The organism is Paenibacillus lentus (assembly GCF_003931855.1).
GTDB lineage: Bacteria > Bacillota > Bacilli > Paenibacillales > Paenibacillaceae > Fontibacillus > Fontibacillus lentus.
On record NZ_CP034248.1, the window covers coordinates 4,284,881 to 4,311,187 of the forward strand.

At 46.4% G+C, this 26,307-nt stretch carries 23 protein-coding genes and 1 other annotated feature (1 of these 24 running past the window's edge); of the genes, 5 read left to right on the plus strand and 18 right to left on the minus strand.

Annotation, left to right across the window (positions count from 1 at the left end):
• Nucleotides 1–80: a binding site (T-box leader), on the plus strand (it extends 191 nt beyond the left edge of the window).
• A gap of 94 nt (nt 81–174) precedes the next feature.
• Entirely contained in the window at nt 175–1,878 is a 1,704-nt protein-coding gene (locus EIM92_RS19430; RefSeq protein WP_125084235.1) for a 2-isopropylmalate synthase, read from the plus strand.
• A gap of 112 nt (nt 1,879–1,990) precedes the next feature.
• Here EIM92_RS19430 and EIM92_RS19435 read toward each other — a convergent pair whose 3' ends face one another.
• Nucleotides 1,991–5,395, minus strand: a complete 3,405-nt coding sequence (locus tag EIM92_RS19435) for a DEAD/DEAH box helicase (protein ID WP_125084236.1) — start codon at nt 5,393–5,395, stop codon at nt 1,991–1,993.
• Nucleotides 5,396–5,634: 239 nt separating this feature from the next.
• On the opposite strand from EIM92_RS19435, the gene EIM92_RS23790 reads away from it, so the two are divergent.
• Nucleotides 5,635–5,799 carry a hypothetical protein gene (locus tag EIM92_RS23790; RefSeq protein WP_164515160.1) on the plus strand — a complete coding sequence of 55 codons (165 nt, stop codon included), beginning with the start codon at nt 5,635–5,637 and terminating at the stop codon, nt 5,797–5,799.
• Nucleotides 5,800–5,900: 101 nt separating this feature from the next.
• Here the strand turns inward: EIM92_RS23790 and EIM92_RS19440 are convergent, their stop codons facing one another.
• Nucleotides 5,901–6,533: a DedA family protein gene (locus EIM92_RS19440; RefSeq protein WP_125084237.1), complete on the minus strand. Its 633-nt coding sequence runs from the start codon at nt 6,531–6,533 to the stop codon at nt 5,901–5,903.
• 206 nt (nt 6,534–6,739) lie between these two features.
• On the opposite strand from EIM92_RS19440, the gene EIM92_RS24345 reads away from it, so the two are divergent.
• Nucleotides 6,740–7,201 (plus strand): hypothetical protein, encoded by a 462-nt coding sequence (locus EIM92_RS24345; protein ID WP_246021069.1) that lies wholly within the window; start codon nt 6,740–6,742, stop codon nt 7,199–7,201.
• Between the two features lie 308 nt (nt 7,202–7,509).
• Here EIM92_RS24345 and pstB (EIM92_RS19450) read toward each other — a convergent pair whose 3' ends face one another.
• The 6 genes from pstB (EIM92_RS19450) to nrdR all read right to left on the minus strand — a co-directional run bounded on the left by pstB (EIM92_RS19450) (nt 7,510) and on the right by nrdR (nt 11,968).
• Nucleotides 7,510–8,268 (minus strand): phosphate ABC transporter ATP-binding protein PstB, encoded by a 759-nt coding sequence (gene pstB / locus EIM92_RS19450; protein WP_125084238.1) that lies wholly within the window; start codon nt 8,266–8,268, stop codon nt 7,510–7,512.
• Between the two features lie 12 nt (nt 8,269–8,280).
• Nucleotides 8,281–9,168 (minus strand): phosphate ABC transporter permease PstA, encoded by an 888-nt coding sequence (gene pstA, locus EIM92_RS19455; protein WP_125084239.1) that lies wholly within the window; start codon nt 9,166–9,168, stop codon nt 8,281–8,283.
• Nucleotides 9,165–10,067 (minus strand): phosphate ABC transporter permease subunit PstC, encoded by a 903-nt coding sequence (pstC, locus tag EIM92_RS19460; protein WP_125084240.1) that lies wholly within the window; start codon nt 10,065–10,067, stop codon nt 9,165–9,167. The genes pstA and pstC overlap by 4 nt, the downstream gene beginning before the upstream one ends.
• Before the next feature lie 75 nt (nt 10,068–10,142).
• Nucleotides 10,143–11,081: a phosphate ABC transporter substrate-binding protein gene (locus tag EIM92_RS19465; RefSeq protein WP_125084241.1), complete on the minus strand. Its 939-nt coding sequence runs from the start codon at nt 11,079–11,081 to the stop codon at nt 10,143–10,145.
• Between the two features lie 176 nt (nt 11,082–11,257).
• The gene (locus tag EIM92_RS19470; RefSeq protein ID WP_125084242.1) at nt 11,258–11,452 is read right to left on the minus strand and encodes a hypothetical protein; all 195 of its coding nucleotides are present in this window, start codon (nt 11,450–11,452) and stop codon (nt 11,258–11,260) included.
• A 39-nt stretch (nt 11,453–11,491) separates the two neighbouring features.
• Nucleotides 11,492–11,968: a transcriptional regulator NrdR gene (nrdR, locus tag EIM92_RS19475; RefSeq protein WP_125084243.1), complete on the minus strand. Its 477-nt coding sequence runs from the start codon at nt 11,966–11,968 to the stop codon at nt 11,492–11,494.
• 157 nt (nt 11,969–12,125) lie between these two features.
• Here nrdR and EIM92_RS19480 point away from each other — a divergent pair, with 157 nt between their 5' ends.
• Nucleotides 12,126–12,347, plus strand: coding sequence for an alpha/beta-type small acid-soluble spore protein (locus tag EIM92_RS19480; RefSeq protein ID WP_125084244.1), 222 nt, complete (start codon nt 12,126–12,128; stop codon nt 12,345–12,347).
• 80 nt (nt 12,348–12,427) lie between these two features.
• Here EIM92_RS19480 and EIM92_RS19485 read toward each other — a convergent pair whose 3' ends face one another.
• The 10 genes from EIM92_RS19485 to EIM92_RS19530 all read right to left on the minus strand — a co-directional run bounded on the left by EIM92_RS19485 (nt 12,428) and on the right by EIM92_RS19530 (nt 25,501).
• Nucleotides 12,428–12,991 carry a lytic transglycosylase domain-containing protein gene (locus EIM92_RS19485; RefSeq protein ID WP_125084245.1) on the minus strand — a complete coding sequence of 188 codons (564 nt, stop codon included), beginning with the start codon at nt 12,989–12,991 and terminating at the stop codon, nt 12,428–12,430.
• Nucleotides 12,988–13,581: a dephospho-CoA kinase gene (gene coaE, locus EIM92_RS19490; RefSeq protein ID WP_125084246.1), complete on the minus strand. Its 594-nt coding sequence runs from the start codon at nt 13,579–13,581 to the stop codon at nt 12,988–12,990. The genes EIM92_RS19485 and coaE overlap by 4 nt, the downstream gene beginning before the upstream one ends.
• Nucleotides 13,582–13,632: 51 nt before the next feature.
• Entirely contained in the window at nt 13,633–14,463 is an 831-nt protein-coding gene (mutM, locus tag EIM92_RS19495) for a DNA-formamidopyrimidine glycosylase (RefSeq protein WP_125084247.1), read from the minus strand.
• An 814-nt stretch (nt 14,464–15,277) separates the two neighbouring features.
• A complete protein-coding gene (gene polA, locus EIM92_RS19500) occupies nt 15,278–17,941 on the minus strand; it encodes a DNA polymerase I (protein ID WP_125084248.1) in 2,664 nt (887 codons plus the stop codon).
• Between the two features lie 216 nt (nt 17,942–18,157).
• Entirely contained in the window at nt 18,158–18,817 is a 660-nt protein-coding gene (phoU, locus tag EIM92_RS19505) for a phosphate signaling complex protein PhoU (RefSeq protein WP_125084249.1), read from the minus strand.
• Between the two features lie 19 nt (nt 18,818–18,836).
• Complete coding sequence (gene pstB, locus EIM92_RS19510) at nt 18,837–19,592, minus strand: phosphate ABC transporter ATP-binding protein PstB (RefSeq protein WP_125084250.1); 756 nt, start codon at nt 19,590–19,592, stop codon at nt 18,837–18,839.
• Nucleotides 19,593–19,794: 202 nt separating this feature from the next.
• On the minus strand, nt 19,795–21,003 hold the full coding sequence (locus EIM92_RS19515) for a methyl-accepting chemotaxis protein (protein WP_246021070.1): 1,209 nt from the start codon (nt 21,001–21,003) through the stop codon (nt 19,795–19,797).
• 242 nt (nt 21,004–21,245) lie between these two features.
• Nucleotides 21,246–21,986 carry a response regulator transcription factor gene (locus EIM92_RS19520; protein ID WP_125084251.1) on the minus strand — a complete coding sequence of 247 codons (741 nt, stop codon included), beginning with the start codon at nt 21,984–21,986 and terminating at the stop codon, nt 21,246–21,248.
• Between the two features lie 168 nt (nt 21,987–22,154).
• Nucleotides 22,155–23,951 carry a two-component system histidine kinase PnpS gene (pnpS, locus tag EIM92_RS19525; protein WP_125084252.1) on the minus strand — a complete coding sequence of 599 codons (1,797 nt, stop codon included), beginning with the start codon at nt 23,949–23,951 and terminating at the stop codon, nt 22,155–22,157.
• Nucleotides 23,952–23,953: 2 nt separating this feature from the next.
• The gene (locus EIM92_RS19530) at nt 23,954–25,501 is read right to left on the minus strand and encodes a fumarate hydratase (protein ID WP_125084253.1); all 1,548 of its coding nucleotides are present in this window, start codon (nt 25,499–25,501) and stop codon (nt 23,954–23,956) included.
• Between the two features lie 165 nt (nt 25,502–25,666).
• Here EIM92_RS19530 and yfbR point away from each other — a divergent pair, with 165 nt between their 5' ends.
• The gene (gene yfbR, locus EIM92_RS19535) at nt 25,667–26,275 is read left to right on the plus strand and encodes a 5'-deoxynucleotidase (protein WP_125084254.1); all 609 of its coding nucleotides are present in this window, start codon (nt 25,667–25,669) and stop codon (nt 26,273–26,275) included.
• Nucleotides 26,276–26,307 lie beyond the last annotated feature (32 nt).

Genomic DNA, 26,307 nt, shown 5'->3' on the forward strand with positions numbered 1-26,307 from the left:
CCGTATCCGCAGAGTGCATACCTTAACGGTATGAATCAGAGTGGTACCGCGTAAGCTGACAACAGCCTTTCGTCTCTAAGTTCTTTTGGAGACGGAAGGCTTTTTTTATACTCCAAATACAAATGTGCTGTAAATTTATGAAGACTCTAAATCGATGGAAAGGTGGTCATTCACATGAAAAATTACAACAAATACACCAGAGGCTATTTTATGCCTCCGCAAACTAGTCTGAAATGGACTCAGAAAGAGTACATCACCGAAGCCCCTACCTGGTGTAGCGTCGACCTGCGCGATGGGAACCAAGCACTCGTCGTGCCGATGAATCTGGAGGAGAAGCTGGAATTTTTCCAACTACTCGTCAAGTTGGGTTTTAAGGAAATCGAGGTGGGGTTCCCCGCCGCTTCCGAGACAGAATACACTTTCCTACGTACCTTGATCGAACAAAATCTCATTCCTGATGACGTGACGATCCAAGTGCTGACTCAATCTAGGGAGCATATAATTCAAAAGACGTTTGAATCACTTAAAGGAGCTAAGCAGGCGGTAGTCCATCTCTACAATTCCACCTCAGTAGCTCAGCGTCAACAGGTATTCCGGAAATCCAAGCAGGAAATTATCGATATTGCGGTAACCGGAGCCAAGCTTCTGAAAAAATACGCGGCAGAAACCGAAGGTAACTTTAAATTCCAATACTCACCGGAAAGCTTCACGGGAACCGAGATTGAATTTGCGCTTGAAATTTGCAATGCCGTCCTCGATGTATGGCAGCCAACTGCAGATAACAAGGTCATCATCAACCTGCCGGCAACAGTCTCTATGTCGATGTCCCACGTCTATGCCAGCCAAATTGAGTACATGAGCGATCATATGAAGTACCGTGACAATGTCATCCTGTCCCTGCACCCTCATAATGACCGCGGAACCGGAATTGCTGATACAGAGCTTGGCTTGCTTGCTGGCGGTCAAAGAGTCGAAGGCACATTGTTCGGCAATGGGGAACGCACAGGGAACGTCGACATTGTAACCCTAGCCTTGAACATGTATTCTCATGGCGTCGATCCGAAGCTGAACTTCGAGAACATCCCGGAAGTCATCGAAGTTTACGAGCGCATGACCAAAATGAAAGTAAACGAAAGACAGCCGTACGCGGGCAAGCTCGTGTTCGCCGCCTTCTCCGGTTCCCACCAGGACGCGATCGCCAAAGGCATGAAGTGGCGCGAGGAGCATAATTGCGAGCATTGGACGGTTCCTTATCTACCGATCGATCCTAAGGATATCGGCCGGGAATACGAAGGCGATGTCATCCGCATTAACAGCCAATCCGGCAAGGGCGGCATCGGTTACCTGCTCGAACAGCATTACGGCCTCGATCTTCCGCCAAAAATGCGCGAGGATTTCGGCTATCGTGTGAAAAATGTCTCCGACCGCTTAAGCAAAGAATTGGTGGCAAACGAAATTTACGATATTTTCAAGGATGTCTATGTCAATATCAAATCGCCTGTCGAGTTCCTTAAATATCATTTCACGCATCATGACGACTACGAGACGACGATTACGGTGAAAGAGAATGAAGTAATCCAAGAGCTTAACGGCATTGGAAACGGACGGCTTGACGCGATCAGCAACGCCCTGCAATCTAAGCTTAGCATCAGCTACAGCAACTTAGTCTACAAAGAGCATGCACTTGAGGTAGGCTCTAGCTCCCAAGCGGTCTCCTACGTCGGCATAACAGCTGCAGACGGCAAAGTTCATTGGGGCTGCGGCATTGACGTGGATATTATGACCTCTTCGGTCAAAGCGTTGTTTAGCGCCGTGAACAATATGATCCAATCCCAAAGCGAACAGGCAGATGTAACAAAAGCGGTTGTCGATAAGTAACCAACTGGACTTCACAGCCTAAACCAAATGTAGACGCTCTTAAAACAGCAACCATGTCCCTTGCTGGGACATGGTTGCTTTATTTTCTATCTGCTATTTCTAAAATTCTCGCCTAGATCATCAAAATTTCACGGATCTCCTCTTCCGACAATGTAGACAGCGCCTCCTGGCCCGGCTGAATCACTTCATCGATCAGATTCCTCTTCTTCTGCTGAAGCTCGTACATTTTATCCTCGACGGTTCCTTGCGTCACTAAGCGAATAACGTGAACTACATTCTTCTGTCCCATTCGGTAAGCACGATCTGCGGCCTGCTCCTCTACGGCAGGGTTCCACCACAGATCATACAATATAACCGTGTCGGCGCCAGTGAGGTTGAGCCCCGTCCCGCCTGCCTTGAGCGAAATTAGAAACACATCCTTCTCGCCTCCGTTGAACCGATTGCAGAGCTCAACCCGTTCCGCAGCGGGAGTCTTGCCATCCAGATAAAAGAAAGGAATGCCTTCGTATCCCAGCTCTCGTCCGATAATCCCCAGCATTTCCGTGAACTGCGAAAAGATCAGCATCCGTTTCCCCGCGCTACGGCATTCTTCCACAATTTCGAACAACTGCTCGAATTTAGCCGAGCTGCCGCTGTAGCCATCCACAAAGAGTGCCGGGTGGCAGCATAGCTGACGAAGCCGGGTCAATCCGGCCAATATTTTTATCCGATTTCGCTTAAATTCATCCTGATCCAAATGCTTAAGCGTCTCCTGCTGCAGCTTAGCCAAATAAGCAAGATACAATTTCTTTTGTTCGGGAAGCAGCTCGGAGGCCTGAAGCGTCTCGATCTTTTCCGGAAGCTCCGTAAGTACATCGGTTTTCAAACGGCGCAGCAAGAATGGGCGGATCCTTTTGGCAATCGTCTCCCGGGACATATCATTAAATTCTTTCTTGCCTGGGAATAAAGCTGGAAATACGGCCTCAAAAATCGACCACAGCTCCTCCAATGAATTTTCGATCGGAGTCCCCGTTAGCGCAAAGCGGTATTTCGCATAAATGGCCTTTACCGCCTGCGCAGTTTGAGTCGTATGATTTTTAAAAGCCTGCGCTTCATCCAAAATGAGCGTGTGGAATGATCGCCCCTCGTATAGGTCTACGTCCCGCCTCAATAGCGGATATGACGTAATGATGACGTCGATATCCGATGAATCCCTCATTGTTCGTCCCCGGTCGGTCCGGCTGCCATCTACAATAACTGCTTTGATGTCAGGAGCGAATTTTGTCAATTCATTCCGCCAGTTATAGACGAGAGAGGCTGGTGCCACAATCAGCGCTGGAAGATCCTGCTGCCTAATTTCTGGAAGTACTGATAGAATGAATGCAATGCTTTGCAGCGTTTTACCCAGTCCCATATCATCAGCCAAAATACCGCCGAATCGGTAATGTGCCAGTGTTTTCATCCACTGATAGCCATACTTCTGATAATCCCGCATCACACTATCAAGCTGCTCAGGTACAGGAAAATCCAGATGATCAGGGTTTCGCATATTTTCCAGTAGACGCCGTAATGATTTACCCAGCTTTACATTATTTGTCGTAGCGGAATAGTTCATGAAATGCAGTCCGCGTACAGCTGGCAACCGCGTCTCGGCTCCATTCAAATCAGCTCTGTGAATCCCCATCTCATTCATGAGCTTAACCAATTCTTGAAATTCACTGCTTTCCAGCGGCATCAAGGCCCCATCCGGCATTCGATAGTACTTTCGCTTCTCCTCTAGCGAGTTCAGCACGTTCTTAATTTCCGCTTCTGGAATGCCTTTCATCTCGAACTTGATTTCCAACCAGTCGGTTCGCTCATCCACATCGATACGGATTTGTGGGTGGGCGTGCTCTGTATACAATCTCGTTTTGACCGCAGAGGTTGCATAGACGTCGAGAAGCTTCTCCAGCTCGGGAAGGACATGATACAAAAATTCGTATTCGCCATCCTCGTCATCCAGGAAATATCCACTATCCGTCTGCGCGAATAGGCCGCCGTCCATCAAGCTCATAATGCGTCCTTCCTTATCGCTATCACGCATAAGTATGCGGCTTTCACCACGCCTTTCATCATGGGACGCTAACGGGTTGAAGACAATATCCCCATATTGGAACTCAAGCCCAGCCAAGAGTCGATCTCTCACACGATCCAAATATAATCTAGCCTTCAATGGCGCGTGTACGATCTGCTCCGAAATCGAGGGACTCATCTGAACAGTACCTAATTTTTTGAGACCGGGAACGACCTTTTCCAGAAAAGGTTCCATTTGCTCAGCCGAGATATAAATCTCATCGCCTCGCGAAAAGTACAGCATATGCTTCAATTCGGATAAACGGTTGCACTGCTGAGCAGGCAGGGGGATAAGCTTTTGACCAGACAGCACCAGCCCGTAAGCCTCTAAAACGATGAGCTCATCAAGCCCCTCGATCCGAAGCTGATATCCCTCTGGTTCGTGCGCATCGAACTCAAAATGAAGCGGAAGCGGCTCTTCGGAAATTTCAAAGGCATGGGCTCGGTACTGCTCCCCTGTAATTTGTACAGCAGAGTTTCCTGTTAGCAAAGGCTGCAGTGCATCCCAAGCAAAAGGCGGAACAAGCAGCATTCGGTCATCGCTAATCAGTTTGTCATACGCCGAATAGGACGTAACCTTGGAACTCGTCTCCTGATATAATTTTTCGTTACGGTAAATATGCAGCAACTGCCGGAGGATAATGCTATCTTCAGGTCTGAAGTAATGAAGCTCCGGGACATAAGTAAAATGCTTAGTGAACTCATAAGGCTCTCCGCGTTCAACGCAATCCAGAAATTCTCGAATCTTTTGTACAATATATAGCCGCTTTGTACCAACTCTAAGCTCCACACCAAATAAATGCTTTTGCGCTCGGTGAGGATGCAACTTGCAAATAATTTCCACCTGGAGCGGCGTTTTTGTGTCCACAAGATGCCTCGTAAAGCTAAATCGCCCTTGCTGCTTATCATCAAAAATCCTTAATATCCCCTTTGTGACCCCTGCATCCCGCGCCTCCATCGAATCGCGTCTAAATCTTTGCACACCGTACAAGCCGCCTAATGAGCCGGCACTCCTTTTAGATTTCGGGGAGTTCAAAGTATTTTTATGACCCATTGTATTTTTTTCCTGCATCACACCCGTCTCATCCAAATTCGAGGTCATGCTATGCGTCCTAACAGGCGAAACGCCTCCATTTTTTAAATCATGAGTATGAATTAATACCGCCGCAATATGCTTGCAAAAGTTATCATCTTTTGCGTAAGCCGGACAAGAACATTCAGCTTTTACATCCCCATCTTCATCGATATTAACATGAACCGTGTAATTTTTGCTGCCTCGAACCGTCGCCGTAAACTCCGATGCTTCTGGTTCGGGATTAGGAACATGAAGATGAACCCGCCCACCTTGAGAGTAAGCAGCCCCTCGCATATAACTAACCTCGCCGCACAGTAATTTGATGACCCTTGTCGTCAACTGAAAGCTCATTCCATTGTCCCTTTCCTTCAATAATAAAGTCTTAGCCAGAATCCGAACAATCACTTTTTCTAGCTAATATGATAACAGATTAAGAAGGCTTGAATCAAAAACAACTCCCTATTCATTTTCAACTGACAACGATCCTTCAGAGTTATTCAACAGGGATTAAGAAAACATGAGCAATGCCCATGCCTTGATTGAAAACAACTGCATACTATAAATGAAGAAGATTTTAAGCAGGTGATAATTTGGCGAAAAATAAAAAGCCGCAGCAACAAGATATCGAATTAGCGGATCTTACTGCCGATGATTTGGCACTCATTGCGTCTGGACTGAATGTATTAAGCAATATATTCACCATTTGGTCACTGCTAAAAGTTCGAGAGGAAGCTGAACATTTACCAAACGATTAAAAAGGCGTTGGAGTAAAATTACCCGACGCCTTTAGCTTATAAATATTCGTCCCCCTCTTTAAGTTCCCTTCCCTCCACAAAGCGGCCATTATACCCAATCTTTATCCGAGTTCTTTCTCTCGCCTCGTCTCCTTCAAGCGCAGCCTCCGCCATTTCCAGATAAACCAGAAAATCAGCAGCGCTCCGATTCCTGTACATATGTATTTCAAATAGTTCTCGACGAGTTCAAAAATATGCTGCCACTGCTCTCCAAACACATATCCAATGCTAACAAACACAAATACCCAGAACGCCGCCCCTGTATATGCATAGATAGCGAATGTACGAAAGGGAATTCGAATAATTCCAACGAAATACCCGAAAAACTGCCGAACTCCAGGTACGAAAAAACTGAGCAACAGCATTTTATTCCCATATTTATCATAGGTTCGTCTTGTTTTCTCAATTTGGGAGGGTTTAATAAATATCCATTTTCCATATCGGTCTATAAGCGGTGCCCCTACTTTATATCCGATAAAATACGTAACCGTAACTCCAATCGCAGCTCCGACAAAAGCTACCGCCATAGCCGGTATCCATTGAAATACGCCCTTATAGGCTAAATAACCTGTAAACGTAAGTGTCGTTTGCCCCGGAGGCAGAGGCAGGGCAATGAAATCTATAGGAAGTCCAATTAGCAATACCAAATATCCATACTGCTTGAACATCAGCTCAATCCACTCTAACACATTCATTAAAACTCTCCTTATGCCACCAGTACCTTGCAGAATTATGATGGTTACTTGCAAAAATCAAGCAAGCTAATATGTTTGTTCCAAAACGCTTAGGAGGGGGCTTCATTTAAATTTTATTTGAGTTAAAAATGACAGACACCACTTTCTGGGCTATAGCATAGGATGGCATCAGCTAAGTACATTGCATGATAGTGGAGGTTAAACGTATGACATCCAATGAAAGAAATAAGCAAGTCGTGTATCAAGCCAATTCAAATGCCGTCCAAACGATGAAAAACATGAAGGATCAGCTGCATAAACTCAGCAAGCAATATGCAAATCGTCCGGTACGCATTCAAACGTTAGACGGTATAAGTTACGAAGGTGTCTTATCGCATACAGATGGAGGTTTGCTTTTCCTTGTCATACCCGGTCAGCAAACTGGCCCGGACTCGCAATACGGACATCATGGGCATTACGGACACTATGGGATACATGGTTATCCGGGGCACGATGGGTATTACGGAGTTCATGGACACCCGAGTTACCCGGGATATCCTATCCCCACTCCCTATGGGGCGCACGGCACCTATGATGGGTATAACCGCGGATTGTTCGGCTCGTATTACTACAACAATGTCATTCTTCCGTTAGTACTGTATGAACTGCTCGTTATTAGTTTGCTCTAACCACTAACCCTATATAAGCTTGCAACAAAAAGAACCGGATAGAAGGCAAGAGGCCTGTCCGGTTCTCGGTCATGACGACAGCTCCGCTGCTTCTAGTCTATCCAACAATTCACGAATAATAGACATCGTGCCTTATGCCCTGCATCAATCACTGGACTACTTCCGGCAAAAAATCTTCTCTGCTTATTGTACTCCAAACCTTTGCGATGCGCCAATTTCATACAAAACAAGACACAGCTATGTGCTAACACATCAAACGAAAGGCAGGCTGGATCTTTAATCCAGCCTGCCTTTTCGCTCCATCCACCCTAGCCGAACCGACCAGAGATATAGTCGTCCGTTCGTTTTTCACTCGGATTTGTAAATACTTTATCCGTATCATCAAACTCAACAACTTCCCCCATAAGGAAAAATGCCGTCTTCTCCGATACCCGTGCCGCTTGATGCATATTGTGTGTAACGATAATAATGCAGTACTCTTTCTTCAAATCGGCGATTAGCTCCTCGATTTTAGATGTAGACACAGGATCAAGCGCAGAGGCAGGTTCATCCATCAAAATAATGCTTGGATTGACAGCAATCGATCTTGCAATGCACAGCCGCTGCTGCTGCCCGCCAGACAACGAAAGTGCTGAACGGTGCAGCCTGTCCTTCGTTTCGTCCCACAAAGCAGCCTTCGTCAAAGATTCCTCAACGATCTGATCTAGCTTCTTCTTATCCTTAATCCCATGGTAACGGGGACCAAATGCAATGTTCTCGTAGATTGATTTATGGAATGGGTTCGGTTTTTGCCAGACCATGCCGATCCTTTGGCGAAGCAGCACCACGTCGGTCTTAGGATCATTAATATTCTCGTTACCGATCCATATTTCTCCGGTAATTTTTGCGCCGCTAATGAGATCGTTCATTCGGTTCAGACTTCGAAGAAAGGTCGATTTCCCACAGCCGGACGGACCGATCAGCGCCGTAACCTGTTTGGATTCAAAATCAAGAGATACATTCTTAACCGCCTGCTTCTCCCCGTAGTACACGCTCAGATCTTTGACGGAAAGTTCGATATTGCTCATTGAGGCTCCTCCCTATTTCGTTGCTGTAAATTTCTTGTGCATGACACGCCCCAGCCAGCGAGCCAATAGATTGAATGCTAGTACGGTGATTATGAGTACAGCCGAAGCTCCTGCCGCAATTTCCGGAGCGTCCGGTGCCAATCCTTCCGAATTGATCTTCCAGATATGAACGGCCAGTGTCTCAGCCGGGCGGAACGGATTCAGCGGTGACATTGGGCTGAACGGATTCCAATCGGTAAAATCGAGTCTCGGACTACTCATACCTGCCGTAAACAACAGGGCAGCTGCTTCACCAAACACACGGCCCGCCGCGAGAATCGTCCCTGTCAAAATAATCGGCATAGCGATCGGCAACATAATCGAGCGAATCGTCTTCCATTTTGACAGGCCGAGGGCAAGACTAGCCTCCTTCTGAGCAATGGGGACACTGTTCAAGCCCTGTTCCGTAATCCGTACCATCAGCGGCAAGTTAAACACAGTCAGCGCTAGTGCACCGGAGAATAGTGAGAAGCCGAACCCAAATACGTTGACGAAAACAAGCAATCCGAACAAACCGACGACGATTGACGGGAAAGAAGACAACACTTCCACGATAAGCCGGATAAAATCCGTTACTTTGCCTGGCTTGGCATATTCGCTCATATAAATGCCCGCGCCAAGCCCTAACGGAATTGTGATCAATAAGGTCAACACGAGCAGAAACAAAGAATTGAATAGCTGCGGCCCAATTCCGCCGCCCTCTTTAATCGTCTCCGGCGGTGAAGTTAGGAAGTCAAAGCTAATATGTCCCAGTCCCCGGACGAGGATAAATCCAAGCAATCCAGCAAGGATGAGTACGATGAAGCCAGCCAAGGTTACAATAACGGCCGTTGCGATTTTATCTGCTGTTTTTGCACTCATCGATTAGCCCTCCCTTCCAGCCAGCGTACAACGAAGACGAACACGAAGGTCATCATCATGAGAATCAGAGCCAATGTCCAGAGTACATTGTTCTGCATCGTTCCCATGACAGTGTTACCCATACTTAATGTAATAACGCTCGTTAATGTTGATGTGGATTCAAATAGCGAGCCTGGGATATGCGGAGCATTCCCAATGACCATCTGAACGGCCAATGCTTCCCCGAAGGCGCGTGCCATCCCAAGTACGACGCCAGTCATTAAAGCTGGCAGCGTCGTAGGCAGTACTGTGCGATACAGCGTCTGCCATCTCGTTGCTCCTAGCGCATAAGAGCCTTCCTTCAAGCCAGACGGCAAGGCTGCTAGCGCATCTGTAGCAATCGACGTGATTGTCGGTAGAATCATAATAGACAGGACGGTTGCCCCCGCTGCGATCCCTAGGCCCTGTCCCGGAAATACGTCGCGATAAAATGGGACGACCACACTTAAGCCAACAAATCCGTAAACAACAGATGGTATTCCTGCCAGCAATTCAATTACAGGCTGTAAATATTTTCTGCCGATTTTCGGCATGATTTCAATCATGAACAAAGCCGCACAAATACCTAGTGGAGCAGAAATCAGTGCAGCGAGCAGAGATGTACTGAATGATCCAATAATGAATGGTAAGGCGCCAAAAAGTGGAGGTTCTCCGTCAGGCTTCCATTCTTTACTGCCGAAAATCTCCGCAAAACTAATGCCATCTTTTAAGAAAGTGCTTAATCCTTTGGTCGCAACAAAATATACTATCGAAAATATAGTCACTACCAGGAAGACGATGCACAGTGATGTAAATATTTTACCGGTCCATTCTTCGATTAAATGTTGTTTTGGCTTTTGTCTTCTGCCGGTACGAGCCATAAGACCTCTCCCTTTACACAGCACAGAAAGAGGCAGAAGAATCCGCCTCTCGTCTTGCCGATATGATGAAAATAATTATTTATTCGTAATGTTGCCGTCTACATCGCGTGAAACTTGCATAGATGAGACTGGAATATATCCAAGCTCAACAACATCGTTATTTTGCACATCATCGGAAGCCATGTAGTCAAGGAATGCTTTTACGACTTCATTTGGCTCGCCTTTTGTATACATATGTTGATAAGCCCATATTGGATAGCTGCCGTTAGCAACATTTTCTACATTCGCTTCAACGCCTTCATAATTCACACTCTTGATAGAGCCATCCAAGTAGGAGAGGGCTAGATAGCCGATCGCTCCAGGTGTCTCTTTCACAAGCTTCTTAACGTTACCCGAGGATTCCTCTTGAATGGAGCCCTTAAGGTCTCCTGTTTTTGTGCCTAAGGCGTACTTCTCAAACGTTGAACGAGTACCCGAGCTTGATGGTCTATTTACGATTTGAATTTTTTGATCCTGGCCGCCAACTTCACTCCAGTTTGTAATTTCACCTGTGAAGATGCCAACCAATTGATCCTTCGTAAGATTATCAACAGTAATCTCAGGATTAATAACTGCAGCCATTGCAACAACAGCTACTTGATGACTAACCAATTCTCCCGCTTGAGCTGCATCCAGCTTCTCTTCTGCAAACACATCGGAGTTACCAATGTCAGCTTGTCCACCGGATACTTGAGTCAATCCTGTACCGCTACCTCCACCTTGCACTTGGATAGAAACCTTTGGATTTTGATCCATGAACTTCTTGGATGCCTGATCCACTAGAGGTTGAAGTGCGGAAGAACCAACAGCCAGGATAGAACCGGACAGTTCGGAGGATGCCTCATTACCCGAGCCCTCATTAGTAGTACCTGGAGCATCCGCGGAGCCATTGGAATTTGTCGTGTTGTTTTGACCGCAGGCGGCCAATGTAAAAGTTAGTACTAAAGTCAAAACTAACATCAAACTCTTTTTCATTGTTAAGGTTTCCCCCTTGTTTGTTTATAACTTGATTATAGAAACCGATTATCAAACCCATGTATGAGTTTTGTAAACTCTGTGTAAAAAATAATTAATACCCGCCTCTTCCACTTAACGTGAATTAAACGGGTATTAATTATTCTAATTTCGAAATTATTTTTTCATTCATTAAATTAGCTTGCATCAGAGGTGTTGCGAAGGCACATCTTGACCGTCCAACCTCCAAGGATAGCCCCCAAGACGCCAAGCGCACTTACAATCACGACTAAATTATACGATTGCCAGTGAAACAGAAAGCCAATCCCACTCCCCAATGTCGTGCCTGCAAGAAATCCAAGCGCCCTTCCGGCCAGGCTGTTCCATTTCATGAATGTAGCCTCCCTCCAATGTCTCCAAATTTGCCTTAATTACATGGGTTCTGACGGATCGTTGCTTTTCGATAGCAGTCCCTTCAATTCCTTCATAAACATATTAATATCTTTGAACTGTCGATATACCGAAGCAAATCTGACATAAGCAACTTCATCTACCGGATACAGCTGCTCCATAATAAGCTCCCCAATTTCGCGGCTTTCTACCTCAGCATTTGCAGTATGACGAAGAGATCTCTCTGCGGCCGAGACAATGGACTCCAACTGATCCACAGATACGGGCCGCTTCTCGCATGCACGGATCAAACCGCGAAGCAGCTTCTCGCGATTGAACTCCTCGCGACTGCCGTCCTTCTTTATTACGATCAGCGGCATTTCCTCCACCATTTCAAATGTCGTGAACCGGCGGCTACACTTCTCACACTCCCGCCTGCGACGGATAGATCGGTTCTCGTTAGCTGGTCTTGAGTCAAGCACCTTTGTCCCCGAATAATCACAATATGGGCATTTCAAAGTGCTCTTACCCCCTTTTTATTAAGAAATTTGGTTAAGCTACCCCACTGACTATTAGATTTGTTGAACAATACCAATAAATAACTAAAAAAAACGTAATGAAGATGACAAGTTCGGTACATAATACTTTTACCAACCACAAGGAGGTGAACATATCATGGCCCAAAATAATAACTCTTCAAATAACCTAGTGGTTAGACAAGCTTCCGGAGCATTGGAGCAAATGAAATATGAAGTAGCTCAGGAACTTGGCATCTCTTTTCCACAAGACGGATATGCGGGTAACCTGACTTCTTACGAAAACGGATCGATTGGTGGCTACATCACCAAGCGTTTGGTAACGATTGCCGAGCAACAGTTGGCAGGTCAATTCCAATAATTATGACTAACTGATCTCAGAAGCATTGGTTCAGGCCCAGCCTGTCCAATGCTTTTCTATCATGAAAGAAACGACACTCGTTACAGATCATCGTAAACGTCAGAATATTGATCATAGTAATGAGTAACTCTTTGCACATAATGTCTAGTTTCGCCAAAAGGAATATTTTTAACAGATTCAAGCCTTCCGTCCCACTTGCCACTGCGCAGCCAATTACGGACATTCGTCGGCCCTGCATTATATGCCGCAATCATGGCGATTTCGTTCCCCTCAAATTGTTCATAGAGGGACTTCAAGTACCAGGTACCAATCGCAATATTGGCATCACTTTCTTCTTTTACCTTATCTAGGGAGATATCTGGTAGCTTTGATTGTTCGATTACCCATTTGGCTGTTTCCGGCATAATCTGCATAATGCCAAGCGCACCTTTTCTAGATTCAGATCCTGTCTTGTAATTGCTCTCCACCCGGATAATCGCCGCAACCATCAAAGGATCAAGATCATGCTTCTGTGCATGCAGCTTAATTTCCTCTTTATAGTAAATCGGATAAAATACGGCCAGCCACTTGGAGTTAAAAAATAAAATAACGGTAAACCCGAGAAACAACAAAAGCAGTACTCTCTTTTTACGAAGCCACTTCATAAGCCCTTGTTCCGCCAAAAATCTTCAATCTGTAATTCCGTCTTGTCCAATCCGAGGCTATTATCCACCAAAATATCCGCCCTCTCCTTCTTCCTTTCAATGTCTAGCTGGGCTCCTACTCTAGCCTCCGCCTGTTCTAATGTTAGTCCGTCTCTTTGCATCAGCCTCTTAAGCTGCATCTCACGAGGCACATAAACCACCATCACTTGCTCAAACATCGACTCCAGCCCGGATTCATACAGCAGCGGTATGTCCACGACGATGAGACAGCCGGGCTGAGCAGCCTCATAATTAGCCATCCGCATCTTTATTTCCGAACGAATGGCCGGATGGGTAATCTCATTAAGCACCTTACGCTCCTTGGGATTGGAGAAGACGATCTCGCCTAACTTTTTACGATTTAATGTTCCATCCTCTTGAATTATGCCTGCACCAAAACGCTTCCGTACCTCAAGCAGCACCGGATGTCCTGGTTCCATGACCTCTCTGGCGATGACATCAGCATCAATTAATATTGCACCCCGTTCGACTAACATTTGGGAGACCGTGCTTTTACCTGTTGCGATTCCGCCTGTCAGTCCGATATTCATCCATTCACCTCTTTAATACGGATTTGCTCGATTTGCTTCATTCTATGAATGCTATTCGTTAACCTGGCAATTAGGGCAATAGTGAGTGCCCCTTCCGCCGACTACGATTTTCTCGATGGGATGTCCACAATTCATGCATGGCTCATCCTTACGCCCGTAAATTTGCAGCGAGTGCTGGAACATGCCCATTTCACCCTGCCCGTTAACATATGACTTTATCGAGGAGCCACCAGCTTCTACCGCATCGTTCAAAGTTGTGAGAATCGCTTCATGGAGCGAAACCCATTCTCGATCAGACAGTGTATTCGCTGGGCGTTCCGGATGAATCCCCGCCCGAAACAAAGCTTCATCAACATAAATATTTCCAAGCCCTACCACATATTCCTGATTTAGCAGCGCGACTTTGATCTTCGTTGACCGTTTAAACAATATATCCCGAAGCACAGTTGATGTAAATGTCTCTTCCAGCGGCTCAAGCCCAAGCTTCATTAAGGGTTTCTCCTTGAACTCCTCGCCGGGAAGGAACAGATGCATCGTGCCGAATTGCCTGACATCCTTATATCTAAGCTCCGTACCATCGGTAAACCGGAAGATGACATGCGTATGCTTCTCTACTTCATCATTCTGATCATATACCCCATACCGACCTTCCATTCGCAAGTGGGACACCAAAACAAGCTGATCCATAATAATTCTCAAAAATTTCCCACGGCGGCCAACATCTACAATAGTATGACCTGCCAGTTCCATTTCGAATCGTCTAATATCGTCGGGACGCTGGATAATTCGCGGCAGCAACACCTTCACCGATTCAATCGTCTTGCCGACGATGAGACCGGACAACGTGCGCCGCACGGTCTCGACTTCCGGCAGCTCCGGCATATTCTTTCACCTCAAATTTTAACTGTATTGCTCCTTAACTTTTGTGATCGGTAGTGATCAAAAGCGACTTTTTGAACTACCTTCTCAATCAAGGTTCATAACGTCGATTTTCAGCACCGAGAAGGTTGCGTAAACCCGAAGAAGGAGGAGCGGAGTGTAGGAGAAGCCTACATGAGCACCACACTTCGAGGGTGAACGCAAGATTCGACGCCGAAACCACTTCCAGAGTTACTTCGTGATCAAAAGCGACTTTTTGAACTACCTTTTCAATCAAGGTTCATAACGTCGATTTTTAGCACCGAGAAGGTTGCGTAAACCCGAAGAAGGAGGAGCGGAGTGTAGGAGAAGCCTACATGAGCACCACACTTCGAGGGTGAACGCAAGATTCGACGCCGAAACCACTTCCAGAATTACTTCGTGATCAAAAGCGACTTTTTGAACTACCTTTTCAATCAAGGTTCATAAAGTTGCTTTTCAGCACCGAGAAGGTTGCGTAAACCCGAAGAAGGAGGAGCGGAGTGTAGGAGAAGCCTACATGAGCACCACACTTCGAGGGTGAACGCAAGATTCGACGCCGAAACCACTTCCAGAGTTACTTCGTGATCAAAAGCGACTTTTTGAACTACCTTCTCAATCAAGGTTCATAACGTCGATTTTTAGCACCGAGAAGGTTGCGTAAACCCGAAGAAGGAGGAGCGGAGTGTAGGAGAAGCCTACATGAGCACCACACTTCGAGGGTGAACGCAAGATTCGACGCCGAAACCACTTCCAGAATTACTTCGTGATCAAAAGCGACTTTTTGAACTACCTCTTATTATTTGGCTTCATACCAGTTGATTCCGCTGCTAACCTCCGCCTTCAAAGGCACCGACAGCTTCAACGCCTTCTCCATCGTTTCCGGCACAAGCTTATTCATCGTCTCCAATTCCTCCGGCGGCACCTCAAATACCAGCTCATCATGTACCTGCAGCAGCATCCGGCTCTTCAGTCCATGCTTTCGCATCACCTCGTCCATCATGACCATAGCGAGCTTAATAATATCCGCAGCAGTGCCTTGAATCGGCGTATTCATCGCCGTACGCTCCGCAAATGAACGCAGATTAAAATTGGAGGCGTTAATTTCCGGTAAGTAGCGTCTGCGTTCAAGCAGCGTAGTCACATAGCCATCGCGCTTCGCCTCCTGAACGATTTCATCCATATAACGGCGCACCCCTTGGAATGCCTCAAAATATTGCTCAATAAAATGTGCGGCTTCCTTCCGAGTAATATGCAGGTTCTGAGACAATCCATAATCACTGATGCCGTAAACAATTCCAAAGTTGACTGCCTTTGCGGAACGGCGCATATTGGCATCTACTTGGTCTTGGGTTACACCAAACACGTCCATCGCCGTTTTCGTATGGATGTCCATATCATGCAGGAATGCTTCCTGCAAGCCCTTATCATCGGAAATATGCGCGAGAACCCGCAGTTCAATCTGCGAATAGTCCGCAGCAAGAATATGCCAGCCCTCTTCCGAAGGCACGAATACCTGTCGAATTTTTCGTCCTTCTTCAAGACGGATTGGAATGTTCTGCAAATTCGGAAATTGACTGCTAAGTCTTCCGGTCGCCGCGATCGTCTGCCGATAGTACGTATGAACTTTCCCGGTGTCTGGACGAATCTCCTTGAGTAATCCTTCTACATAAGTCGATTTCAGCTTGGCCAACTGACGATACTCCAATATAAATTGAACAATCTCATGATATGGGGCCAGCTTATCCAGTACTTCAGCATCAGTGGAGTATCCCGTTTTCGTCTTCTTCACGACTGGAAGCTCCAGCTTATCAAATAAAACTTCACCCAATTGCTTGGGAGAGTTCAAATTGAACTCCAGACCAGCAAGTTCATAAATCCGGGTCTCCAGCTTCTCAATCTGCGCTTCAAATTCCCTGCCCAGCTCAGCCAGCGCCTCACGGTTAACAGCAATGCCTTGCTTCTCCATATCTGCCAAAATACGCGACAGTGGCATTTCCAACTCGTAAAAAAGGCGATTCATTTCATTCTTCTTCAGCTCTTCCTTCTGGAGCGGAATCAGGCGCAGCATTGCCAGCCCTTTACGAGCTAAATGACGACTAAGTGTCTCCTGATCTGGAATTTTGAATTTTGCCCCTTTTCCATATACCTCATCATCCGATGGCACAGACGGCAGTTTATATTTGGCGGCCAATCCGCTGATCGTCTGGTTATTGTCCGTCGGATCAAGCAAATACGCCGCCAATTGAATGTCATGCTCTGCCCCGGCGAACGAGATCTCTTGCCAATACAGTGCTAAATCCGCTCGGTGCAAGTCATAACCGGCCTTTGGATGTTGCGGATCCGCAAGCCATTCCCGAATCGGCTTCGCCGCTTCACTTAACAGAAATTCGTTGGATACGAAGAAATGTTGTTCCTCGGTGGACAGAATGAGCCCCATCACCTCGGCCTGATGCGGATTGTCCCCGTGAGATTCCACATACATCACTTCAATCTTTGGCAGTTGCTTCACAAGCTCTGTTAGAGTTGTGTCGTCAACAACCGTCACATCGACTTCTTCCAGCTCTACTGAACCATCAGCCGCTTCGGAAGCCTCAGTCCCTTCACCAAAAGCTAATCGTTCAAGCAAGGATTTAAACTCTAGCTTACGCAGCATCGGCGCCGCCTTTTCTTCTTTTAGGCCCCGAAAAATCATATCGTCAAAAGAACGATCAATCGGAACCTCACGGTGAATCGTAGCAAGTCGCTTGCTCAGCCGCGCATCCTCTGCATGCTGAACTAGGTTTTCCTTCATCTTGCCCTTCAGCTCGTCCGTTCGCGCAAGCACCTCTTCTACGGAGCCGAACTGATGGAGCAGCTTCAGTGCCGTTTTCTCTCCAATTCCCGGAACGCCGGGTATGTTATCCGAAGCATCGCCCATAAGACCTTTTAAATCGATAATTTGCTCCGGAATAAGACCGTATCTCTCCTTGATTTCTTGTGGTCCATAAGGTTCGACCTCACTGATCCCCTTACGGGTTAATGCCACCTTAACCTTATCGCTGACCACTTGAAGCATATCCTTGTCACCAGTTACGACGAGTACCTCTTTACCAGCCTCTTCAGCCTGCTTGCTGACCGTGCCGATAATATCATCCGCCTCATAACCGGGCTGCTCAAACCAGCATATTCCGAAGCTGTCCAGCAGCTCACGTGTTAACGGAAACTGCTCGGTCAATTCAGACGGCGTTTTCTCGCGGCCCCCTTTATAATCCTCATAACCTTCGTGGCGAAAAGTAACTTTCCCTGCATCAAATGCGACCATAATATGACTCGGTTTCTCATCTTGAATAAGTCTCAACAACATATTGGTAAATCCGTATACAGCGTTCGTATGTAAACCACTTGAATTATTCAGCGGCGGCATGGCAAAGAACGCCCGGTAAATAATACTATTCCCGTCAATTAAAATTAATTTTTCCATACAGCACCTCGTTCTTCAACATACTCCTGACTATTATTCTAACACATGCTCCCCGGATATATAAAAACAATACGTCAACTCCATGAAGTTATTTCAGGCAGGCTTATAAAATGCACTTGAGTTTTGATGATACCTAAAGCATGAACAAACGCAAACAGCAAAGCACCGGAACATTCCGGCGCTTTGCTGTTTCAGCATTTTATTCATATTAGAGCACTATTGATTCAGGTCAGGTCGATGCCCCGTTACAAGATAAACGGTGCTCTCCCCGATATTCGTAGCATGGTCTGCAATGCGCTCAATATATCTTCCTACAAGCGTAAGCAGCATCACCTGCTGTACAGAATCTGGATGACTAATGACGATCGAATACAGCTCGTTGATCATTTGACTATACAGATGATCGACCTCATCGTCATCCTTAGCCATCTTATAAGCCAAATCCGTATTTTCATCCAAATAGGACTGCAGTGATTCTTCCACCATAAGTTCCACAAGTTCTGCCAACTTCGGAATATCTACCAGCGGTTTAATCAGCGTCTGTCCACTCAAACGTAATGTCACCTTAGCGATATCCACCGCTAGGTCTCCCATACGCTCCAAATCGCTGGATATTTTAAAGGCAACGATAATCCGACGGAGATCTTTAGCTACAGGTTGCTGCGTAACAATCAATCTGGAGCCGATGTCCATCACTTCTTCTTCCATTTTGTTCAACTTTAGATCTTGCTCAATAACCTCTGTGGCTTTGCTTGAATCCATGGATTGCAGCGATAAAATGGAATCCCTAAGAGCACACTCCACATGCTCTCCCATTTCCCTCAACAACTGCCGCAGCTCCTCCAAATTTTGATCGAACTCTCTTCTTTGGATCATATCTCACTGCTCCCTTCTGTTAACCAAAACGTCCTGAAATGTAATCTTCGGTGCGAGAATCCTGTGGTGTCGAGAACAGTTTTCGAGTATCGTCTGACTCTATAATTTCACCACTCAGGAAAAAAACGGTTCGATCGGAAACCCGAGCCGCTTGATGCATGTTATGAGTGACCATAACGATGGTATACCTATCTTTTAATTCTTGAACCAAATCTTCAATCTTCAGTGTAGAAATGGGATCGAGCGCTGAAGTAGCTTCATCCATCAGCAGGATGTCAGGCTGTACAGCGATGGCCCTGGCGATGCAAAGCCGTTGCTGTTGGCCACCGGACAAACTAAGCGCGGAACGTTTTAGAAAATCCTTGACCTCATCCCACAATACCGCTTGACGAAGGCTCTGTTCGACAATCTCATCCAACTTTTCTTTATTTTTTACGCCATGAAGACGGGGGCCGTAGGCAACATTATCATAAATCGATTTCGGAAAAGGATTCGGCTGCTGAAACACCATGCCGACCTGCTTACGTAAAGTCTCTACCTCTACATCGTCGCTGTATATATCTTTACCGCCAATTAGCACAGATCCCTCGATTCGCGTGTTTGGAATCATGTCGTTCATCCGGTTGAGCGTCCGCAACAATGTAGATTTTCCGCATCCCGACGGCCCGATAAATGCGGTAATAGCTTTCTCCGGAATATCCAGGGACATATTCTTTAGCGCCTGAAATTGATCGTAATACAAATTCAATTTATCAATATGGATGATTGGTTCCATGTCATTTCTCCTTCATATCTCAGCAGCATACTGACAACAAACTGTAGGTCAATTATTAGTAACTATCAAACTTTAGACATAAAACCATTTTACCTTATCTATGTAAAAGATATTACCCCGAAATGTTAACGTAGTGTAAAAAATGTTTTCCGTACATTAACGCACCAGCGTTGTTTGTATGTTTTATTTTACTGCACAATGTTCATTGTTCCCCAGATAATTGCTCTAATTCATGAAGCACATTTTCTGTTTTCAAAGCTGCATTTCCTGCAGTCTCGTACACATCCCGGCCACTGGATTCTACACTTCGTACTGATTCAACAAGCATTTTAAAAGTATGATCCGCACTGTTCACACGATCGTGACTGAGCTGCATTTCCTGCGTGGTCAAGGATGAAGCATCTGCCGTTTGCCGAACAAGTCCGCTGACGATGTTGAGGGTTGAACCGATTTCATCCGAAAACTGCTTGGTTTGGAGTGCCAGCTTTCTAATCTCGCTAGCGACGACCGCAAAACCTCTTCCATGCTCGCCAGCATGAGCCGCCTCAATCGAAGCATTCATCGCAAGCAAACTGCTGCGATCCGCCAAGTCCCGTATCGAGGCTGCGATTGACGAAATATTGTCAGCATGCTGAAGTAACACCGCCACCTGCTCCGCTTGGGATTTTGTCAGAGACAGTACGCGAGTAAACGAGGCTTGTACCGTCTCGAGCTCAGACCGGCCTGCTGTCGCAAAGTCGCTCATCTCCTCCGACTCCCGCAAACTACGTTCGGCAGTAAGGGACACCTCTTTAACCAATCGGTCGATTTCAAGCACACTGATCTGACTTTCTTGGACAATCGCTTCGCGAATTTGGTCAGCTTCCAGCTGTAGTTCCCTCGACATTAACATAAGATCTTGAACCGTCATAACACCTCTGAACTTTCCTTCCTCCGTTAAAATCAGGCTATCATAGAACACGACGGCCTCCCGCTTTAACGCTGAATCGATGAGCTGCCCTGGCGAGGTACTTATCTCCGCGATTAGTGGCGATTTCTCCGCAAACATCAAAGCCGGCCTTTCATAAAATAAATCCGCGGCAAAACGCCCAGCCAAATGACGATAAAAGGTATCCCTCATCAAAAGGCCCAACGGCCTGTTCGAATGATCGCACACAATAATGCAAGGAATTCCCTTGTCCTTTTGAAAGATCTTCAAAACACCAAGACAGGATTCGTTAGAATCGACTTTTGGCACAGTTCGGCAATAAAATTCCGTCTTCACCACACAGCTTCGATCCTTCTTCCCCCCGGATGCCTTATCTCCCTTGTCATTCCTGTGCTCCTTGTGTTCCTTCACATGGACTGCAGCTGCACCACGATCAATCGTATTATTTTCCCGTTCAGCGACGGCCTGATTAACCACATTCACCACTCCCCCATCACGTACCTGCTCTTTCCTCTTATCTATCTCTGAATGCATCATAGAAGAAATTTGTTATGCACATGTCAACGGTACTTTGGGCCTATGTTAAATGTTTTACAATCCGGCAAACTTTAGACGTATATTCCAGAATTGCTTCTTTATTGACCTAGGTCATAAAAAGAAAGCCCTCTTAGACCTTCCCACAAAAAAAAAAGGCCCTGATCGATCAGAGGCCAATTTATATTTTATTACTCAGGCGATATGGTTGATGTCTTCTTCTTATTAACAACGAGCTTATAACCGACTCCGCGAATAGAATCAATATATACCGATCCGGGATCAAGCTCCAGCTTCTTACGCAACGAGCTCACATGAACATCCACGGTTCGCTGCCCGCCAATATAGTCAAAGCCCCATACCGCATTCATCAAGTCGTCCCGCGTCATAACTACACCCGGTTTGCGAGCCAAGTACAGCAGAACTTCAAATTCTTTCGGGCGCAACGTGATCTGTTCGTTCCCCAAGGTCACTTCATATTTCTCCGGGTAAATGACAAGATCGCCTAGCGTAATTTGGGAACCCACTTCTTGAGGCACCGACTTCCTCTCCGACTCATCCAGTCCCGAGGATCTTCTCAGCACCGCTGCTACCCGAGCTAACAGCTCAGCTACGCCAAAAGGCTTCGTAATATAATCATCTGCTCCCGATTTTAAACCTTGAACGACTTCCTGTTCCGCATTCTTCGCAGTTAGCATAATAACGGGTGTCTTCACACCTTCATTCCGAAGCCTTGACATGATTTCGAACCCGTTCATGCCCGGCAGCATCAAGTCCAGCAAAATCAAATTAAAATCATTTTTCAATGCCGTTTCCAATCCAGACTGCCCATGCTCTTCAACTACGACTTCATAACCTTCACTTGATAGATTATAAGATAGAAGCCTCGAAAGCGTTGGCTCATCCTCAATAACTAACAGCCGTTGCGTCATAGTACCCCCCATTTTCTAGTCCTGCATAATGGATGTCGACGAATCATGACAAGCCCAGCATATCACGGCATTGTTAACGTAGTGTAAAATTTTCAGCAAATTTCACTCTGGTCATGATTTTTAATTCTCATTTTTCATTTGATGCTAATTTCTATACGCTTTTGTTAATCAATCTATCGGATGCATGAGTGGCAGATCTAGTATAAACGAAGTACCTTCGCCCACTCTACTCTCCACCCGAATCGCGCCCCGATGGAGTTCTACCAAGTGCTTCACAATAGATAATCCCAGCCCTGTGCCTCCAGAACCCCGAGAACGTGCTTTATCTACTCTGTAAAAACGCTCAAAAATCCGCGGCAAGTCCTTCCTTGGAATGCCAATACCCGTATCGCTAACTGAGAATCGAATGATCTCTTGCTCCCCACCTTCATGCAGAACCTTAGCACCAATGCTTACTCTACCGCCTTCGGGTGTGTAGTTGATCGCATTGGATATCAAATTCATGAAGATTTGCCGAAGACGATCCTCATCTCCCTCGATAAATAAATGCTCCGGTATTTCCTGTAACAAAACAATCGATTTCTTGTTCGCCGCCGGAAGAAGCACCTCGGTGACACTGTCAAGCAGTTCTTTTAAATGAATCGGAGCATATTCCAAGGGAACACGCTTGGATTCAATCTTAGATAATTCCAGAATATCCCCAATCAAGCGATTTAACCGATCGGATTCATCATAAATAATCTGCAGGAAAGAGCGAATCGTATCGGTATCCTTAACTCCCCCCGACAACAATGTTTCGGCAAAGCCTTTTACAGCTGCAATCGGTGTTTTAAGTTCATGAGAGACATTCGCAACGAATTCGCTGCGCATCCTCTCCAATCGGCGAATGTCGGTCACATCCTGCAATAAGAACAGCATTCCCCGGTAACTGCCACTATCTTCACTCATCGGAACACCGTCAAATTGAAGAATTTTCTCTTCTGGATCGTACACATTACGTTCTTCCTGCAAGTATTCCTTATGCTGAATACCTTCCTCCACGAACTTCATGAACTCGTAATTCCGCTTCAGAATCGAATAGGGCTTGCCTAGGAGCTGATCTCCCCTCAAATGCAGAATCCGCTCCGCCTCTCGGTTTACAAGCGCAATATGCCCACCGGAATCCACCATCACAATTCCTCCGGTCATGTTGGCAAGAACACTTTGCATCAAGTCTTCATTGTCCCTAATCCACTTTAGCTGCTGCTGCAAACTATCTGCCATACCGTTAATGGCGGAGGCCAACTGACCAATCTCATCCTTGCGCTGCAGCTTTACCCGTGCGTCGTAGTCCAGACCGGAAATTCGATTAGCTACACGCGTGATATGCTCCAACGGCTTGGTCAGTCCGCTTGCGATCCGATAGCTAAGAAGCGCTGCTGCCAGGAACAGAATGATCAGCCCCCCGGCCATCCATACCCATCCACGGTTCATCCCTTCATCTATGGCGCTTAGGCTCATCGATAAGCGAATATACCCTTCGAAGCCTTCGTCCGAATACACCTTGTGCGCGACATAAAGCATATCGACATCTAGCGTTTCGCTATGCCGGATTACACTGCCAAACTTCTCTTGAGAAGCAGACAGGATTTCCTCCCGATCTAAGTGGTTATCCATATCCGCGGCACTCTTCTCCGAATCTCCAACCACTCGCCCATCCAAATCGATGAAAGTAACGCGGGAATGGATGCGCCGTCCAAGCTCTTCGGCTTCCCTCGTATAGTACTCCAACACTTGTTGACTGTCATCAAGCGGTCGAAACGGGAAGGTATACTCCAACAAGTTAATTTCCCGAACCAAATTCTCTTCCAGCGCTCGGATATGCGAATCCTTGAAAACCTGTATCATAGATAGTCCCGCGGCAAGCATGGATATTCCGATCAAGCTCATCAAGATGATCGTCAGCCGTGTTCGAAACGTCTTCATGCTTATTTAAATACCGGCTCTTTGAATGCAGCCAGCCTCTCTAGCGAAGACTTCTCAACATCGGCATGCAGACTTTGCCCATGAGAATCCATCGTCACAATAGCGGCGAAGCCATCCACTTCCAAATGCCACATCGCCTCAGGAATGCCGAACTCCATGAAATCTACACCCTTAACTTTCTTAATGCACTCTGCATAATACTGAGCTGCACCACCGATGGCATTCAAATAGACACCGCCATGCTCTTGCAGCGCTTTAAGTGTCTTCTTACCCATACCGCCTTTACCAATAACCGCACGAATACCGAATTTCTTTATAATATCCCCTTGATAAGGCTCCTCGCGTATACTCGTCGTCGGCCCAGCAGCCTTAACATGCCAGCCCTGCTCATCCTGAAGCATAACCGGTCCACAGTGATAGATAACCGCACCGTTCAAATCAACCGGGGCATCATGATCCATCAAATATTTGTGGAGGGCATCACGACCCGTATGCATCTCACCTTTAATGACAACGACATCGCCAACCCTTAGACTGCGAATCTGTTCTTCCGTGATCGGAGTATGCAGAATTACTTCCCGGTTAGCCTTTAGAATTGTCTCTCCGGCTGCCGCTGAGGTGACCTCCTCACTCCCCTTGATCGCCACTTCGTCCCCGCGCTCGTACAGCCAATTCACAATTTCGCCGCTGGCCGGATCAATGGCTACACCTTGCCGTCTAAATGCCCAGCAGTTATAGGCGACAGATACAAAGAAACTAGCAGGAAGGCGATTCGCCGCCCCGATCTTGCAGCCAAGCAGCGTTACTTCCCCGCCAAACCCCATTGTTCCAATCCCCAACTTGTTCGCTTTATCCATAATGTACTCTTCTAGCTGTTGAAGCTCTGCGACTGGATTCACATCATCGGCTAAACGAAACAATTGTTGCTTGGCAAGCTCATATCCCGTAGTCCGGTCTCCACCTATGCCCACGCCGATAAATCCAGCACTGCAGCCCTGGCCCTGTGCCTGGTAAACCGCATGCAGAATACATTTGCGAATGCCATCCAGATCACGGCCCGCTCGCCCCAGCCCCTCTAGCTCGGTAGGCAGGCTATATTGAATATTTTTATTTTCGCAACCGCCGCCTTTGAGTATTAGACGGATGTCCACAACGTTCTCTTCCCATTGCTCAAAATGAATAACGGGCGTTCCCGGCCCCAAATTATCCCCGCTATTCTCTCCTGTCAACGAATCAACCGAGTTCGGACGAAGCTTGCCCTCTTTGGTCGCACGTTTGATTGCCGCCAGAATGCCCTTCTTCATCTCTATTTGATTCGCCCCGACAGGGGTATGCACAATAAAAGTAGGCATGCCTGTATCCTGACAAATCGGCGATACTTGTTCTTCTGCCATCTTAATATTCTGCGTGATCGTAGATAGAGCAAGGCCTGCTCTCGTATCCTGATTTTCCGCTAGCGTCCCCCGCTTTATCGCTCGCCGCACATCCGCAGGCAAATTCGTTGAAGTTTCCACAATAAGTTCATACACACTTTGTTCAAACTGCCGCATAATCCAAGATCCCCTCTCTTGTCTACAAGTAACTGATTGACACAAAATTGCCGCGAATCTTACAGTTGGATTAACTTGTTCGTTAGTCTTATAATAACATAAACGTAGTGACAGGTTGACATATTCTGTTCAAAATTACCGATCAAGAAGAGAGGTAGCTCACTGATGAATTTTCATTTCTCCGCCTATATGTATCGCCTTCGTTCCATTAAACGCTGGAGCTTGATGAGAAGCACGGCTACAGAGAATGTAGCCGAGCATTCCTTCCACGTAGCCTTATTGACCCACCTGCTCTGCGAAATAGGTAACCACTTGTTTGATAGGAGCCTAAATTCAGACCGCGCGGCAACATTTGCTTTATTTCATGATGCGACAGAAGTATTTACTGGTGATATCCCAACCCCTGTGAAGCACCATAACCCTAGGCTTCTTTCAAGCTTCCGCGAGATGGAAGAAATCGCAGCTGAACGGCTTTTATCCATGGTGCCTCCCGAACTGCAACAAACCTATGGACCTTTACTATCGCCAACAAAGCATGCAGGCTATAGTGCAGAAGACAACGAATTACTTAAGTATGTTAAAGCGGCCGACAGCTTAGACGCCTACCTGAAATGCGCTTGGGAGCTCACATCAGGCAACCGCGAATTCGCTGTAGCCAGAGATCAGTTATTGGAAAAACTGGACCGACTTCATCTTCCGGAGATCGATTATTTTCTTCAACATTTGGCCCCCAGCTTTGACATGACGCTTGATGAGCTATCCGAACAAGTTTAAGCCCGTCCGTCATTCACCATAATAAGAATAAT